General features: G+C 72.6%; 13 protein-coding genes. 9 read left to right on the top strand and 4 right to left on the bottom strand.

From position 1 onward, the window contains the following. Nucleotides 1–26 precede the first annotated feature (26 nt). Together aceE and ACFXBC_RS21555 are read left to right on the top strand one after the other, a co-directional pair. Nucleotides 27–2,729: a pyruvate dehydrogenase (acetyl-transferring), homodimeric type gene (gene aceE / locus ACFXBC_RS21560; protein WP_385026638.1), complete on the top strand. Its 2,703-nt coding sequence runs from the start codon at nucleotides 27–29 to the stop codon at nucleotides 2,727–2,729. Between the two features lie 146 nt (nucleotides 2,730–2,875). Further along, nucleotides 2,876–3,886 (top strand): helix-turn-helix transcriptional regulator, encoded by a 1,011-nt coding sequence (locus ACFXBC_RS21555; RefSeq protein ID WP_385026635.1) that lies wholly within the window; start codon nucleotides 2,876–2,878, stop codon nucleotides 3,884–3,886. 27 nt (nucleotides 3,887–3,913) lie between these two features. Here ACFXBC_RS21555 and ACFXBC_RS21550 read toward each other — a convergent pair whose 3' ends face one another. Both ACFXBC_RS21550 and ACFXBC_RS21545 read right to left on the bottom strand, forming a co-directional pair. After that, nucleotides 3,914–4,837 (bottom strand): SDR family oxidoreductase, encoded by a 924-nt coding sequence (locus tag ACFXBC_RS21550; RefSeq protein ID WP_385026632.1) that lies wholly within the window; start codon nucleotides 4,835–4,837, stop codon nucleotides 3,914–3,916. 93 nt (nucleotides 4,838–4,930) lie between these two features. After that, entirely contained in the window at nucleotides 4,931–6,925 is a 1,995-nt protein-coding gene (locus ACFXBC_RS21545; RefSeq protein ID WP_385026629.1) for a hypothetical protein, read from the bottom strand. Nucleotides 6,926–7,086: 161 nt separating this feature from the next. Here ACFXBC_RS21545 and ACFXBC_RS21540 point away from each other — a divergent pair, with 161 nt between their 5' ends. Further along, entirely contained in the window at nucleotides 7,087–7,605 is a 519-nt protein-coding gene (locus ACFXBC_RS21540; RefSeq protein ID WP_385026626.1) for a DUF4240 domain-containing protein, read from the top strand. 101 nt (nucleotides 7,606–7,706) lie between these two features. On the opposite strand, the gene ACFXBC_RS21535 is transcribed toward ACFXBC_RS21540, so the two are convergent. Then, nucleotides 7,707–8,225, bottom strand: a complete 519-nt coding sequence (locus tag ACFXBC_RS21535) for a GNAT family N-acetyltransferase (RefSeq protein ID WP_385026623.1) — start codon at nucleotides 8,223–8,225, stop codon at nucleotides 7,707–7,709. A 70-nt stretch (nucleotides 8,226–8,295) separates the two neighbouring features. On the opposite strand from ACFXBC_RS21535, the gene ACFXBC_RS21530 reads away from it, so the two are divergent. Together ACFXBC_RS21530 and ACFXBC_RS21525 are read left to right on the top strand one after the other, a co-directional pair. Next, nucleotides 8,296–9,183 (top strand): TIGR01777 family oxidoreductase, encoded by an 888-nt coding sequence (locus tag ACFXBC_RS21530; RefSeq protein WP_385026620.1) that lies wholly within the window; start codon nucleotides 8,296–8,298, stop codon nucleotides 9,181–9,183. Between the two features lie 357 nt (nucleotides 9,184–9,540). Continuing rightward, nucleotides 9,541–11,007 (top strand): FAD-dependent oxidoreductase, encoded by a 1,467-nt coding sequence (locus ACFXBC_RS21525; protein WP_385026617.1) that lies wholly within the window; start codon nucleotides 9,541–9,543, stop codon nucleotides 11,005–11,007. A gap of 131 nt (nucleotides 11,008–11,138) precedes the next feature. Here ACFXBC_RS21525 and ACFXBC_RS21520 read toward each other — a convergent pair whose 3' ends face one another. Continuing rightward, the gene (locus ACFXBC_RS21520) at nucleotides 11,139–12,635 is read right to left on the bottom strand and encodes a regulator (protein ID WP_385026614.1); all 1,497 of its coding nucleotides are present in this window, start codon (nucleotides 12,633–12,635) and stop codon (nucleotides 11,139–11,141) included. Nucleotides 12,636–12,856: 221 nt separating this feature from the next. On the opposite strand from ACFXBC_RS21520, the gene lipB reads away from it, so the two are divergent. The 4 genes from lipB (at nucleotide 12,857) to ACFXBC_RS21500 (ending at nucleotide 16,135) form a co-directional block, all read left to right on the top strand. After that, on the top strand, nucleotides 12,857–13,654 hold the full coding sequence (gene lipB / locus ACFXBC_RS21515; protein WP_385026610.1) for a lipoyl(octanoyl) transferase LipB: 798 nt from the start codon (nucleotides 12,857–12,859) through the stop codon (nucleotides 13,652–13,654). 191 nt (nucleotides 13,655–13,845) lie between these two features. Next, nucleotides 13,846–14,799, top strand: a complete 954-nt coding sequence (gene lipA, locus ACFXBC_RS21510; protein ID WP_266857759.1) for a lipoyl synthase — start codon at nucleotides 13,846–13,848, stop codon at nucleotides 14,797–14,799. Between the two features lie 405 nt (nucleotides 14,800–15,204). Then, nucleotides 15,205–15,420 carry a hypothetical protein gene (locus tag ACFXBC_RS21505; RefSeq protein WP_385026606.1) on the top strand — a complete coding sequence of 72 codons (216 nt, stop codon included), beginning with the start codon at nucleotides 15,205–15,207 and terminating at the stop codon, nucleotides 15,418–15,420. Between the two features lie 19 nt (nucleotides 15,421–15,439). Further along, nucleotides 15,440–16,135 (top strand): DUF4191 domain-containing protein, encoded by a 696-nt coding sequence (locus ACFXBC_RS21500; protein ID WP_385026603.1) that lies wholly within the window; start codon nucleotides 15,440–15,442, stop codon nucleotides 16,133–16,135. The last annotated feature ends 44 nt before the right edge of the window (nucleotides 16,136–16,179 follow it).

Genomic DNA, 16,179 nt, shown 5'->3' with positions numbered 1-16,179 from the left:
CCTGTTCTGTCCGGAAGGCGGCGACCATGACCGACCCCGTAGGCAAGCTTCACAGTGAGCTCGACCAGCTCCCGGACCGCGACCCCGAGGAGACCGCCGAGTGGGCGGCATCCCTGGACGCCGTCACCAAGGCCGCAGGCCCCCACCGTGCCGCATATCTGATGCGCCGCACGCTGGAGCGGGCCGACGGCGCCGGTCTCGCGCTGCCCAAGCTGCTGGAGACCGACTACGTCAACACCATTCCGACTTCCGCCGAGCCCGCCTTCGACGGCGACCTGGCGATGGAGAGCCGGATCACCGCGTGGAACCGCTGGAACGCGGCCGCGATGGTCACCCGCGGCTCCCGGTTCGGCGTCGGCGGCCACATCGCCACCTTCGCCTCGGCCGCCTGGCTGTACGAGACCGGCTTCAACCACTTCTTCCGCGGCAAGGAGGGAGGGGGCACCTCCCGTTCGAGCGGAGCCGAGAACGGGGGAGGCTCGGGCGACCAGCTCTACGTCCAGGGCCACGCGTCGCCCGGCATCTACGCCCGTGCCTTCCTCGACGGACGCCTCAGCGAGCAGCAGCTCGACAACTTCCGTCAGGAGGCGGGCGGCGACGGGCTGCCGTCCTACCCGCACCCGCGCCGGCTGCCCTGGCTCTGGGAGTTCCCCACGGTCTCGATGGGCCTGGGCCCGATCTCCTCGATCTACCAGGCGCGGTTCAACCGCTATCTGACCGGCCGCGGCATCAAGGACACCTCGAACTCGCACGTCTGGGCCTTCCTCGGCGACGGCGAGATGGACGAGCCCGAGTCGACGACCGCGCTCACCCTGGCCGCCCGTGAGGGCCTCGACAACCTCACCTTCGTCATCAACTGCAACCTGCAGCGCCTCGACGGCCCGGTGCGGGCCAACTTCCGGGTCGTGCAGGAGCTGGAGGCGCAGTTCCGCGGCGCCGGCTGGAACGTCATCAAGACGCTCTGGGGGTCCGCCTGGGACGAGCTGTTCCAGCTCGACACCACGGGTGCACTGGTCCGCCGCCTCCGCGAGGTGCCGGACGCGCAGTTCCAGACGTACGCGACGCGCGACGTGGCCTACATCCGCCAGCACTTCTTCGGCGCCGAGCCCGCCCTCGCCGAGCTGGCGAAGCTGCTCACCGACGCGAAGATCGCCGAGTGTTTCCACTCCTCGCGCGGCGGCCACGAGGCCCGCAAGGTGTACGCGGCGTACAAGGCGGCCCTGGAGTTCAAGGGCGCCCCGACCGTGATCCTCGCGCAGACCGTGAAGGGCTACACCCTCGGTGAGGGCTTCGAGTCCCGCAACGCCAACCACCAGATGAAGAAGCTGGACGGCAAGCAGTTCCGCGCCATGCGCGATCTGCTGGACCTGCCGATCCCGGACGCGAAGCTGGACGAGGGCCTGGTGCCCTACGGCCACCCCGGCGCGGACTCGCCCGAGGTCCGCTACCTCCAGGAGCGCCGCGCCGAGCTGGGCGGCCCCGCCCCGGCCCGCCGGGTGCACCAGGTCGTCCTGCCGGAGCCCGAGGAGCGTGCGTTCAAGGCGCTCATCAAGGGTTCGGGCCAGCAGGAGATGGCCACCACGATGGCCTTCGTCCGGCTGATGAAGGACCTGATGCGGGACAAGCAGACCGGCAAGCGCTGGGTGCCGATCGTCCCCGACGAGGCCCGTACGTTCGGTATGGAGTCGCTGTTCCCGTCGGCCGGTATCTACTCGCCGAAGGGCCAGACGTACGACCCGGTCGACCGCGACCAGCTGATGTACTACAAGGAGGCCAGCGACGGCCAGATCCTCAACGAGGGGATCACCGAGGCCGGGGCCATGGCCGACTTCATCGCCGCCGCCACGTCGTACGCGACGCACGGCGAGCCGATGGTGCCCTTCTACATCTTCTACTCGATGTTCGGCTGGCAGCGCACCGCCGACCAGATGTGGCAGCTCGGCGACCAGCTGGGCCGCGGCTTCATCGTCGGCGCCACCGCGGGCCGCACCACGCTGACCGGTGAGGGGCTCCAGCACGCGGACGGCCACTCGCATCTGATCGCCTCCACCAACCCGGCGTCGCTCAACTACGACCCGGCGTTCGCCTTCGAGATCGCCGTGATCGTCAAGGACGGTCTGCGCCGGATGTACGGTCCGGACGCGGAGAACGTCTTCTACTACCTGACGGTCTACAACGAGCCGAAGCAGCAGCCCGCGATGCCCGAGGGCGTCGAGGAGGGCATCCGCCGCGGTCTGTACCGCTTCAAGGAGGGCGCGGCGGCAGCCGGCTCCCCGCACATCCAGCTGCTCGCGTCGGGTACGGCGATCCACTGGACCCTTGAGGCCCAGGAGCTGCTGGCGGCCGACTGGGGTGTGACGGCCGATGTCTGGTCGGCGACCTCGTGGGGCGAGCTGCGCCGTGACGCGCTGGAGTGCGACGAGGCGCTGCTCCGCGGTGAGCAGCGCACCCCGTACGTCACCCAGGCGCTGGCCGGCGCCCCGGGTCCGGTGCTCGCGGTGAGCGACTGGATGCGGCAGGTCCCGGACCAGATCAGCCAGTGGGTCGAGCAGGACTGGACCTCGCTCGGCACCGACGGCTTCGGTATCTCGGACACCCGGGAGGCGGCCCGCCGTCACTTCGGTGTCGACGCGCAGTCGGTCGTCGTCGCGGCGCTGGCCTCGCTCGCCAAGCGGGGCGAGGTTCCCGTGTCGGCGGTCAAGGAGGCCCGCGAGCGCTACGGCCTCTGAGCGCTACGGCTGTGAGCCCTACGGCCTGTGAGCGCTACGGCCTGTGAGCGTCGCGCGTCAGGGGTGATGTCCTGACAACGGGCGTGTGATCCGGGGGTACCCGAGGTCACACGCCCGTTGTCAGTGGTGGCGTGCATGCTGATGCCATGCGCGCTGCCCGCCTGATCAAGATGGTGCTCCTGCTCCAGTCCCGGCCGATGATGACTGCGGCCGAGCTGGCGCAGGAGCTCGACGTGTCCGAGCGCACCGTCACCCGGGACGCGCTCGCCCTCTCGGAGGCGGGCGTCCCGGTCTACGCGGAGCGTGGCAGGTCGGGCGGTTACCGGCTGATAGGCGGTTACCGCACCCGGCTGACCGGTCTGGCCCGCTCGGAGGCCGAGGCGCTCTTCCTCTCCGGACTGCCGGGCGCGCTGCGGGAGATGGGGCTCGACGACGCCGCGTCGGCCGCCCGGCTGAAGGTCTCGGCCGCGCTGCTGCCTTCGCTGCGCGACGCACCGGCATCGGCCACCCAGCGCTTCCACCTGGACGCGCCCGGCTGGTACCAGGAGCCGAGCACCCCTGAGCTGCTGGCCCCGCTGGCCCGCGCGGTCTGGGCGGACAGCCGGATATCGGCGCGCTACCGCCGCCGGGACGGCTCGGCCGTGGAGCGCACCCTGGAGCCGTACGGCCTGGTGCTGAAGGCCGGGGTCTGGTATCTCTGCGCCCGCGCGGAGCCCCGCTCCGGCGACGGGTGCTCCGTCGACGACGGCCCCGGGGACTTCCGGGTGTACCGCATCGACCGCTTCACCGCCCTCACGCTCCATGAGGACGGCTCCTTCGTCCGGGACGAGGAGTTCGACCTGCCCGCCTTCTGGGAGGAGCGGGCCGCCGGTTTCGCCCGGTCGCTCCTCGCGGCCGATGTGGTGGTCCGCCTCTCCGCGCCGGGCGCCGAGTCCCTTCCGTACGCGGTGGACCGCGCGGCGGCCAACGAGGCGCTGACCGCGGCCTCCGCCCCTGACGAGCTGGGCCGGGTGACGGTCGCGCTGCCGGTCGAGTCGCTGGATGTGGCGTATGCGCAGCTGCTGTCGCTGGGGCCGGATGTGGAGGTCCTGGAGCCGCCGGAGCTGCGGGCGCGGTTCGCCGATGCGCTGCGGGCGGCGGCGCGGCTGTACGAGTGAGCGGCGCCGCCCCCGCGCTGCCGGTGGCTACCGGTACTCCTCCGCGGCCCGGTCCGCGCCGCCGAGTGCGACCTCGGTGATGTACCGCCAGGCGTCGGGCCGGCTGCCGTCCGCGTCCGTGAAACCGTACTCGGCGGCCAGTTGTCCGCTGGAGAGCGACTGGCCGTTCCACCGGGCCCGGTCCGGGTCGGCCGCGAGCGCGGCCACCGCGCGGCCCACGAACACCGGGGACTCCGCGATGGCGAAGTGCGGTTCCTCGGCGATGGCGTCGCGCCAGGTCGCCTCCGTCACCCCGAAGTGGTCGAGCATCGCCTCCGAGCGCAGGAAGCCGGGGGTGACACAGACCGCCGTGCCCCCGAGGGACGTCAGCTCGTGGGCCAGGTCGGAGGCCATCCGGATCGGTGCGTTCTTGGCCAGGCCGAAGTAGAAGTTCTCCCGGTAGTCCCGGTTGAACTCAGCTGTCCCGTCCGTCACTTCGACCACAAGACCGCCCCGGGTGCGGACCAGCAGCGGCAGCGCGACGCTGCTGGTGACGATGTGGCTCCTGACGCCCAGCTCCAGCATCCGGAGCCCGTCCGCCAGCGGGATCTCCCACATCTTCCTCGCCTCGCCGATCCCGGCGAGATGGTCACCGCCCCAGATGTTGTTGACCAGGATGTCCAGCCGTCCCTGCTCGCGGTCGATCCGCTCGGTCAGGGCGCGGACCTGCTCCTCCTCCAGATGGTCGGTGGGCACGGCGAACCCGGTCCCGCCCGCGGCGGAGATCAGTTCGGCGGTCTCCTCGATGGTCTCGGAGCGGCCCACTTCGCTGCGGTGCTCGCGGGTGGTGCGCCCGGTCGCGTACACGGTGGCGCCCGCCGCTCCCAGCTGTACGGCGATGGCCCGGCCGGCGCCCCGGGTGGCTCCGGCGACCAGGGCGATTCGTCCCGTCAAAGGCTTGTCTGTCTCCATACGGCCACCGTGCCACCCATACCCGACAACCCCGGTCCGGATTTCCGGGGAATTCCGGATCCGGTGCTCAGCCCAGGTGCTCAGCCCAGTCCCTCAGCCCAGTGCCTTCAGCGTGTCCCCGTCCGCCAGCCGGGCCGTCATGACCGCCCGGTCGTCCTTGCCCGCCCGTACCGCCATCGTCGTACCGTGCGCCGTAGCCCGTACGCCTCCGGTCGCGTCGATCTCGCGGACCTCCCTGCTGCCCGCGGCGAGCAGATACCACCGGCCCGATTCCGCCTTCCACTTGGCGCCCGCCAGGACGTTCTGGCCGAAGCGGCTGCACAGCGCGGTGTTCTTCCGCTGCGCCACGAGGGCGCCCGGCCTGGACGCGGGGCCACCCGGGAGCTGGAGCTGTACGGAGACCCTGCCGGGCCCCTGCCAGGTGTCCGCCCTGGTACACACCCAGGAGGCGTGGCCGCCGTCTTCGGGGAGTTGCTGGCGGGCGTACTCCCAGTTGTTCACGGCACGTACGCCACTGCCGCGTACCCCGGTCAGCGAACACGCGGTGTGCGCCCAGCTGACCAGCGCCTGGCTGCCGGTCGCCTCCCTGGGCGAGCGTGCCGGGGCCCCGCCGCCCGGTGGCGGGGTGTAGGTGAGGTGGACGGGCGTGAGGTCACCGAGGTCGGTGAGGAGGAACGCGTGCTTCTCAGCGACCCTGCTGGAGGAGCGGAGCTGGAGCGCGGGCCAGGAGCCGCATCCCTTGCCGCCCACGACCATGGCCGGGCTCGACACCGGGGAGGTCACTCCGTCCTTGCCCTCGTCGAGCGGGCGTGCCGGGGTGTCGGGGGCGAGGAGGTCGCGGGTGGCGGACTCGGCGACCCACGGCGCCAGCAGGAACCGGGCGTTGCCGTCGGTGCGGCCGACGACGACCGCGGCCCCGGTGGTGATGTCGGCGTCGTCGGCGCGGGCGAAGTCCAGCGCGGGCGCGCCCGCGCCACGCGTGGGCTCGGCGTACCGGACGACCCGGTCCCCGTCGGCGAACAGCACCACGGCCGTACCGTCCACATCGCCCGCGTAGAGCAGCCGGGGCGGCTGTGCGGGCGGCACGGTCGCGGCGCCCGGGGTGGCGGAGATCCGTACCGTACGGGCGGGGCTCGCCCAGACCTTCAGCGCCCGGCCGAGCAGCGCGCTGTCGTCCTTGCGGGCCCCGCGGGCGGGCCAGACCGTGAAGTCGACGCGTGAAGTGTCGGCCCACTCCTGGGCCGGGGCGCGCAGCAGCAGCGCCGGATCGAGCGCGCGGGCGGCGACGGCGGGGTTGTACGGCCCGGTCGCGGCGGACGGCTGTGAACCGCCGTCGCGGTCCACCACCACCAGGGCCACCGCGAGCACGGTCACGAGGGCGCCCACGCACCGCGCGAACCTGATCCGCTGTCTGCGCCGGATCAGATCGGTGGGCCGGGTGTGCACCAGACAGGGGTCGAACTCCTCGGAGGCCAGCAGCGCGTCGGCGCCGGTCTCCGCCGGGGTACGGGCCAGCCGGGCCGCAGTGCGCAGCGCGGACCCGGCGTCGGTGGCGCCCGCCTCGGTCAGCAGCGTACGGGTTGCCTGTTCGCTCAGGCCCTCGACGCGGTGCAGTACGAGCGCGGCTCTGGCGGCCGGCGTGGCCCCCGACAGGGCCTGTTCCAGGGCGAGTTGATCGGCGCCACCGGACCGGGGGAAGACCCGGAGCCCGAACACGGCGGGCAGCGCGGGCCGCAGCGCGCGCGGCGCCGGCAGCCGCCGGGGCCACCAGCCGGGGCGCTGCCCGTAGGCCAGGACGGCCGTGAGCACCCGCCGTCTGACCAGGGCGTACCCGGGGTCTTCGGGGGCGCCGCGCTGGACGGGCACGCGCGGCCCGTCCGGTCCGCCGCCGCGTGATGCGGGCAGTGCGCGCTGGACGGTCGCATGGGCGGCGAGGACCCGGCGGTGGCGGCCCAGGGACGGCGGCAGCGTGATGTAGGCGAGGCGGACGAGCCGCGGATAGTGCTCGACGAGTGCGGCCTCGGCCTGCTCCACGCCCACTCGGGCGGCGCCGGACCTCGCACTCTCCGGTTGCTCTTGCGTTCGCATGACGGGGGTGACCCCTTTGGGGTGAGTGATCGGGGCGAGTGATCGGAATCGCTGCACCGTCAAACGAGTGAATGATCGGACGGTCACATCGCCTGGTAACAAGAGGGCCGCTGATCGGCGCTCCGCGTGCGCCGCGCCCCGCCAACCACGATGCTGGACGCGTGAGGGACGAGACGGAGTTCTGGGAGACCATCGACAGCACTCGGGCGGCCGCCGACGGCGACCCCGAGGACCATGCCGACCTGCTCACCGAGCGATTGGCGCAGCTCGACCCGGAGTCCGTGCTGGAGTTCGCCCGGTACTTCGAGGCCCGCTACAACCGCGCGTACCGCTGGGATCTGTGGGGCGCGGCGGTGGTGCTGCTCCGCGAGAGCGACAGCGACTCCTTCGACTACTTCCGCTGCTGGCTCATCGGCCAGGGCCGGGAGATCTTCGAGGGCGCGCTCCAGGACCCGGACGCCCTGGCGGATCTCCTGGACGACTTCGACGAGGAGATCGACGGCGACGGCGAGGACCTGGGGTACGCGGCCGACGAGGCGTACGAGCAGCTCACCGGGGCGCCCACGCCCGATCTCGGCATCCCGCCGCAGGCCGCCGACCCGGAGGGCCCACCGGTCGACTTCGACGACGAGGCGCTCGCCGAGCGGTATCCCCGGCTGTGGGAGCGGTTCGGCTCCTGAGACCCGTCGTGGCGGGGGCCGGCCAGTTCGGGGTGCGCCGGGGCCGGCCAGTTCGGGGTGCGCCGGGGGCCCGGTCAGTACGGCGTGCGCTGGAGGCCCGGTCAGTACGGCGTGAGAGCGCGGCCCATCAGTACGTCGTCGACATACCGGCCGGCCAGATGGAACTCGCCCGGCAGCACGCCCTCCACGGTGAACCCTTCAGCGGCGTAGAGCCCGCGGGCGGGGGTGTTGTGCCCGAGCACGCGCAAGGTGATCCGGGTGGCGCCCTGCCGCCTCGCCTCGGCGCACGCGGCCCGCAGCAGCGCCCGGCCCACACCGTGCCCGCGCGCCGTGCGGGCGACGGCCAGGCCCTGGATCTGGCGGACATGGGCGTTGCTGGCGATCGGGATGGGCCGCACCAGCCGGATATAGCCCACGAGCGCGCCCGCCAGTTCGGCGACCAGATGGTCCGCCGGGCTGTGCCGTTCGTCGAAGAAGGGCGGGTACGGGGGCCGGGGCGGCGGCACGACCGCGTGCAGCGTGGACCAGGTCGCCCGGTCGAGTTCGCCGAGGGCGTCACCGTCCTCGGGTACGGCCAGGCGTATGTTCGGGTCGGGCATACGGGTGTTCGGGGCAGGCATGCGGGCCACTCTGCCACGGGCGCGCGCGAGGGCGCTGCGCGATTTCGCCGGGGTGCGTGAGGATGGGCCCATGCGTATCGCGATTGCCGGAGCATCAGGACTGATCGGTACGGCGCTGGGCCGTTCCCTGCGCACCGACGGGCACGAGGTGGTGCGGCTGGTCCGCCGTACGGCCGAGGCGCCTGACGAGGTGGAGTGGGACCCCGGCCGGGAACATGTGGACACGGCGGGTCTGGCCGGCTGTGACGCGGTGGTCAATCTGGCCGGGGCCGGGGTCGGCGACCATCGCTGGACGGACGCGTACAAGAAGGAGCTGCGGGACAGCCGGGTGCTGGGCACCGCGACGCTCGCCGATGCCGTCGCCTCGCTCGACGTACCGCCGGCGGTGTTCCTGTGCGGCAGTGCGGTCGGGTACTACGGGGACACGGGCGACCAGCCGGTCGACGAGAGCGCACCCCCAGGTGAGGGATTCCTCGCCTCGCTCTGCGTCGAGTGGGAGGACGCTGCGCACACGGCCGAAGAGGCGGGCATCCGGACGGCCTTCGCACGTACGGGGCTGGTGGTGGCCAAGGAGGGCGGGGCCTGGGGCAGGCTCTTCCCGCTGTTCAAGGCGGGTCTCGGCGGCCGGATGGGCGACGGTGGCCAGTACTGGAGCTTCATCGCGCTGCACGACCATGTCGCGGCGCTGCGCCACATCCTGGACACGGAATCACTGTCCGGGCCGGTGAACCTGACAGGCCCTCAGCCGGTCACCAACCGCGAGGTGACAGCGGCCATGGGCCGGGTCCTGCACCGCCCCACCCTGTTCACGGCGCCGGCGCCCGCACTGCGGCTGGCGCTGGGCGAGTTCGCGGGAGACGTCCTGGGCAGCCAGCGGGTCCTGCCTCGGAAACTCCTGGACTCAGGGTTCGATTTCGCGTTCCCGGACGTCGACGAGGCGATCCGGGCGGCGCTCTGACAACCGGCCCCGGGGCCGGTTGGGGCCGCTGGGACCCCGCTTGACCGGAAGCCGGTTCCGGCCGGAAGCCCCTTCCGGTCGGAAGCCGGTCCCGGTCGGCCTCGCCGGACCGTGAGGGGCGGGGTCCGGGGCGGAGCCCCGTGGAGCGCAGCCGCGCAGCACCACCCACCCGCACGCCCCCCATCGCGCCGCCGTGCCACCTGTGCGACCCCACGCCCCCGTGCCCCCGCCCCGCGCGCCTGCCCCGCGCCGCGCCACTCCCTACGCTCGACCCGAACCAGGGCATTTCCGCGGCCCGTTGGGGGAATCAGCCCCTGTACGGAACGCCGCGGCCGGGCCGACCTCGGGGAGGGGCACGTGCTCAGTACCGCGCACCACGCCGACGTGATCATCGTCGGAGCCGGACTCGCCGGCCTGTCAGCAGCTCACCGGCTGACCAGCGCCGGTGTGTCCGTCAGCGTCCTGGAGGCGGCCCCGTCGCCGGGCGGCCGTATGTCCACCGAGGTGAGCGACGGTTTCCGCCTGGACCGCGCCGGGGGGCTCCTCAGCACCTCGTACCCGGAACTGCTCCGCGCCCCGTGTCTGGGCGAGGCGGAACTCAGGCTGTTCGCCCCGGGCGTCCTCGTGCACAGCGGAGGCCGTCTGCACCGGACGGGCGAGGCCCGGGGCACACGGGGCGCATTCACCGCCGCACGCGCCCTGCGAAGCGCCGCACGCGCCCCCTTGAGCGGTGGCGCGTCGAACGGCGGCCCCCTGAGCGGCTTCGGGGGTGCCGGCCTCGGGGGTGCCGGGCTTACCAGCGCCGGGCTTCCGGGCACCGGGCTCACGGGCGCAGGACTGCGCGCCGGCGGACTGACCGGCGGCGCACTCGTGAGCGGGGCGTTCATGAGCAGCGCACTCGACCGGGCCAGGCTGGGCGCCGCGCTGGCCCGTCTCGCGGCCACCCCGGTGGAGCGGCTGCTGGCCCGCCCCGAGCAGACCGCGCTGGCCGCGCTCCGCTCGTACGGCCTCCCGCCGCGGGCCGCCGCCGCCTTCCTCAGGCCCCTGCTGGCCGCGCTGCTGAGCGACCCCGGGCTGACCACGTCGAGCCGCTGCGCCGATCTCGCCCTGCGGGGATTCGCCCGCGGCCGGCTCTGCGTACCGGCGGGCGGCGCGTCCGTGCTGCCCGAGCGGCTGGCCGCGACGCTGCCGCCGGGCACGGTGACCACCGGGGTGACCGTCACCGCCGCCTCCATCAGCACGGTCAGCACCGCTGAACTGTCCACGCTGGGCTGCCGTGCGCTCATCGTGGCCACCGATGCCCGCTCGGCGGCCCGGCTGCTGCCCGGACTCCGGGTCCCGGCCTTCCACCCGGTGACGGTCCTTCACCACTCCGCTCCGGTGACTCCGCGCACCGGCCGGTCGCTGGTCCTGGACGCCGACCGCTCGGGCCCCGTCTCGCACAGCGTGGTGATGAGCGAGGTCGACCCCGCACGGGCCCCGGACGGCCGCGCGCTGATCTCGTCGACGGTGCTCGGCGCCCCCTGGTCCGGCCTGGAGCGTGCGGCCCGCAGCCAGCTGGCCGCGCTCCACGGCACCCCGACCGACGACTGGGAGCTCCTCGCCGTCCACCACTCCCCCGACGCGGTCCCCGCGATGCCACCGCCGCACGACGTACGCCGTCCGGTACGGCTGCTCGCGGGGCTGTACGTGTGCGGCGACCACCGCGACACCAGCACCGCCCAGGGCGCGCTCGTCTCCGGCCGCCGGGCCGCGCAGGCGGTCATGCGGGACTTCGGCATCAAGCCGGACGCCGCCGTGGACGGGTTCCCGCTCGCCGCGTGACACCCGTGCGACGGACGCGCCCCGCCCCGGCCCGGCAGCACCGCCTCAGCCCGGCAGTGCCGCCTCGGCCCGGCACCCCGCCTGAGCCCAGTACCGCACCCCGGCGCCCTGCTCCACCCCGGCGCCCCGCCTCAGCCCATCGCCGCGACACGGTCCCGGTATCCGCGTACCGCCGCCGCGTCACGGTAGGGCTCAAGCCGCCGCTCGAACTCGCGCACGTACTCCACCGCCCGCGCCGACCGCATCTCCGCCGCCTGCTGCGCCGACTCGGCCCCCAGCAGGCACGCCTGGTCCAGCTCGCCGAGGCCCAGCCGGGCAGTGGCCAGCACGACCCGGCAGAAGAGCCGGGAACGCGCGAAGGCGGGGGCCCGCAGCTGGAGCGAGCGCTCCGCGTACTGCGCCGCCGGCCGGTACTGCTGGAGATCCCGGTGGCAGTGGCTGAAGTCGTCCGTCAGCTGTGCCTCGTCGAAGAACCGTGCCCAGTACGGTACTTCGTCGCCGGGGCGCACCGCCTCCATGACCCGCTCGGCCCGTGCCAGGGACGCCGTACAGGCCCGTACCTCACCGAGCACCGCGTGACCGCGCGCCTCGACGGCGTGCAGCAGCGCCTGGACGACCGGCGGCGCCGAGGTCCCGATGCCCTGCTGGGCCACCCGCGCCAGCTGGACCGCCTCCCGGCCGTGCCCGAGATAGACGGCCTGGCGGCTCATGGTGACGAGCACGTACGAGCCGTACGCCCGGTCACCGGCCGCCTGCGAGAGCCGCAGGGCCTGGACGAAGTAGCGCTGGGCGAGCCCGTGGGCCGCGATGTCGTACGAGGTCCAGCCCGCGAGACGGGTCAGATCGGCGGCGGCTGCGAAGAGCCGCCGGCCGGTGGCCTCGCCGTACGACCCGCGGAGCATCGGCTCCGCCTCGTGCTCCAGATAGCGCACCAGGGCCTGCCGGGCGTGGCCACCGCCGTACGCGTGGTCGAGGGTGCGGAACAGCTCGCCCACCGAACGCAGGGCGGCGATGTCCCCGGCGCCGACCCGCTGCCCCGGCCGGTCGGTCTGCCGCTGGCGGGGAACGGTCGGACGGGACTGCGAGGGGACCCGCGCGCCGGGGCGCTGCGGCTCGGCGCGGCCGCCCTGCCCGGGCCTCACTCCACCGGCCGAACCGGCCGGACCCGCCGAACCGGCCGCACTCCAGTCGTCGGGGCGCCCGATCAGCCAGTCCCTGCTGGGTACGACCAGCCCCGCCGGGGTGAAGGCGATCTTGCGCAGTTCGGCATGGCTGCCGGAGTCCTTGCGCCAGAGACCGCTGACGATGTCGACGGCCTCCTCGGGCGTACCGGCGAATTCCAGCCCCGCGTAGACCGGCGCACATGCGTCGAGCCCCAGGTCCTGGGCGGAGAGTCTGCGCCCCAGCCGTCTGGTGAAGACCTCGGCGATCAGCGCGGGTGTGGTGCCCCGCGGCTGCTGGCCGCGCAGCCAGCGGGTCACCGACGTCTTGTCGTACCGCAGGTCGAGACCGTGCTCAAGGCCGAGCTGGTCGACTCTTCTGGCCAGTCCCGCGTTGGAGAATCCTGCCTCTCCGATGAGCGCGGCGAGCTGGCGGTTGGACGTGCGCTGCGGGGTTCGTTCCGTCATCAGCTGTGCGGTCTCCTGCCTTCCGGGCCGGGAGCAGCCCTCATGGAACGGCGCGAATTTAGCGGGCCCAGGAGCTCGTTCCGCCACCTTCGCCCCGGATTCATCCGATCGTGTGAGGAGGTGTCGTTTCTGCCCGCCCAGAGGTGCCGTTCGATGCGGGTCGTACAGTTGCCGGGAGCGCCCTTCGGGGCGTTGCTGTCCGTATGCGATGAGGAGCTGCCGTGAGCGAGCTGCGGTTTGTCCGTCTGGGGTTCGGCGAAGAGGCCGTCGAGTACCGGGAGGCCTGGCAGAAGCAGCGCGAGGTGCATGCGGCGCGGTTCGCCGACGAGACCCCGGACACCGTGCTGCTCCTGGAGCATCCGCCCGTCTACACCGCGGGGCGGCGCACGGACGACAGCGAGCGCCCGCTCGACGGGACGCCGGTGGTGGATGTGGACCGCGGCGGCAAGATCACCTGGCACGGCTACGGCCAGCTGATCGGCTACCCGATCCAGAAGCTGCCGCGCCCGGTGGACGTGATCGCGCATCTGCGCCGCCTGGAGGAGGCGCTGATCCGGGTCTGTGCCGAGTTCGGCGTCGAGACCAGCCGGGTCGAGGGGCGTGCGGGTGTGTGGGTGCTCGGTGACCCGGTGGAGCAGCGTCCGTCGCTCGGCGGGCTCTCGCTCGATCTGGACCCGCGGCTGCACGACGAGGAGTTCGACCCGCGGATGAACGGTCCCGAGTACGCTCCGTCCAACGCCGGTCAGCGCCGCGAGGACCGCAAGATCGCCGCCATGGGCATCAGGGTCGCGAAGGGCGTGACCATGCACGGCTTCGCACTGAACTGCAACCCGGACACCACCTGGTTCGACCGGATCGTGCCGTGCGGGATCCGGGACGCCGGGGTGACATCGCTCTCGTACGAACTGGGCCGCGAGGTCACGATCGCCGAGGTCCTGCCCGTCGTGGAGAAGCATCTGCGGGACGTGCTGGAGAACGCGGCCCTGGCGCCGCGTACGGTCGAGGGTGCCACCGCGTAACGCGGTCGGCGGCGGCCCCGGCCGCCCCGGCGGGCTCCGTCCGGACGGTCCGTCCCCGTCCGGAAAAGGGGCGGCTCCAGCCGTTGGGGGGAATGCGCCTCAGCGGCCAAGGGTTTGGCCAGAGACAAGCCATACATATGACGGGCGTACCCTGGTGTTCGCCGAAGAATCGAAGCTGTAGGGAGCCGGACGTGTCCGCTGTCGCACCCGACGGGCGCAAGATGTTGCGTCTGGAGGTCCGGAACAGCCAGACCCCCATCGAGCGCAAGCCCGAGTGGATCAAGACCCGCGCGAAGATGGGCCCCGAGTACACCAAGATGCAGGCCCTGGTGAAATCCGAGGGGCTGCACACGGTCTGCCAGGAGGCGGGCTGTCCCAACATCTACGAATGCTGGGAGGACCGCGAGGCGACCTTCCTCATCGGCGGCGACCAGTGCACGCGGCGCTGCGACTTCTGCCAGATCGACACCGGCAAGCCGGCCGCGCTGGACCTGGACGAGCCGCGCCGGGTGGGCGAGTCCGTCGTCACGATGGACCTGAACTACGCGACCATCACCGGCGTCGCCCGCGACGACCTGGAGGACGGCGGCGCCTGGCTGTACGCGGAGACCGTGCGGCAGATCCACGCGATGACGGCCGAGCGGGCCGAAGGCCGTACCAAGGTCGAGCTGCTGATCCCCGACTTCAACGCGGTCCCCGAGCAGCTGGCCGAGGTCTTCTCGTCCCGCCCGGAGGTCCTCGCGCACAACGTGGAGACGGTGCCGCGCATCTTCAAGCGGATCCGCCCCGGCTTCCGCTACGAGCGCTCGCTCGAAGTCATCACCAAGGCCCGTGAGGCCGGTCTGGTCACCAAGTCGAACCTCATCCTGGGCATGGGCGAGGAGCGCGAGGAGATCAGCCAGGCGCTTCAGGACCTGTACGACGCGGGCTGCGAGCTCATCACCATCACGCAGTATCTGCGCCCCTCGCCGCGCCACCACCCGGTCGAGCGGTGGGTGAAGCCGGCCGAGTTCGTGGAGCTCCAGAAGGAGGCCGAGGAGATCGGCTACTCCGGTGTGATGTCGGGTCCGCTGGTCAGGTCCTCGTACCGGGCGGGCCGGCTCTTCCGCCAGGCGATGGACCGGCGCGGCGCCGCCGCCGTGTGAATCTCCGCACAAGCACCTACGGTGTGGTAGTCGCCGTGTGACGCGGCTCGTACGGTCCTCGCAGGTCGGGGACGGGTACGGGCCGCGTCGGCCGTTCCGCCGGGAGCGCCTGGCCTTCATGCGCGTTTGACCGCCCGGACATGCCTTGGTAACAACAATCAGTGACTCTTTAATGACGCACCGCGCCGTCGGACCGCACACCGGACCGGGGAGCGATGCGGGGAGCGGCACGGTGCCGGCCCGGAACAGCGGTTGCGATGTCTGCGCCGGCCGGGAAGCAACGTTTCACCCGCCGGTCCCGCGTGCGCCCGCAGCACCCCTGCGCGCAGCACGCCGCACTACGCGCCGTACCGCTTCACCCGCTGTATCCGCCGTGTATCCGCTGCCGTCCCGAGGGGCCCCACCATGCAGGCCGCGACCCAGTCGACCCAGTCCGTACGCGCCACCGCCATCCCGACCGTCGCCGGAGCTCTCCGCGCGGTCGAGTCCCTGCTGCTGAGCAACGGGCAGCGCACCGCCCGCCGCAACGCCTGGACGTCGGTCCTGGAGGACCGACGCCGGGCCAGGGACCGGGTCGACGCCGAACACGTACTGGAGGCCGTGGCGGCCCGCACTTCCTAGTCCGCGTAAACTTCTGGCCATGGCGAGGAAGGCAAACGCAGACTCTGAGAATCCCGGGCGACTCAAGCAGATCGCCCTGACCTACAAGATGACCCGCAAGGCCGATCCCAAGGTCGGTCTTGTCGTCGGTGGCCTGGGAATCGTCGTCTTCGGCGTCCTCCTCGGTGTCGGCTTCTTGATCGGTCACCCCATCTACCTGGGCATCCTGGGTTTCCTGCTGGCCTTCCTCGCGATGGCGATCGTCTTCGGACGCCGCGCCGAGCGAGCGGCCTTCGGACAGATGGAAGGAAAGCCCGGTGCCGCGGCGGCGGTGCTCGAAAACGTGGGCCGCGGCTGGACCACGACCCCGGCCGTCGCGATGAACCGCAGCCAGGACGTCGTACACCGCGCGGTCGGCAAGGCCGGTGTGGTCCTGGTGGCCGAGGGCAACCCGAACCGGGTGAAGTCCCTGCTGGCCGCCGAGAAGCGAAAGATGGCGCGCGTCGTGGTGGATGTGCCGGTGCACGACATCATCGTCGGCGAGGGCGAGGGCCAGGTGCCGCTGAAGAAGGTGCGCACCACGCTGCTGAAGCTGCCGCGCGTCCTGACCGGCGCCCAGGTGACCACGGCCAACGACCGGCTGCGCGCGATGGGCGACCTGATGTCGAACATGCCGCTCCCGAAGGGCCCCATGCCGAAGAGCGCCCGCGCCCCGCGCGGCGGAAAGATGCGCTGACCCACGCCATACGCGACGACGGGGCGGCCCGGACCAGCTTGGTC

The organism is Streptomyces sp. NPDC059398 (genome assembly GCF_042751845.1).
Classification (GTDB): Bacteria; Actinomycetota; Actinomycetes; order Streptomycetales; family Streptomycetaceae; genus Streptomyces.
Note: the sequence above shows the minus strand (reverse complement) of the source record. Positions and strands in the feature narration are given on the sequence as shown.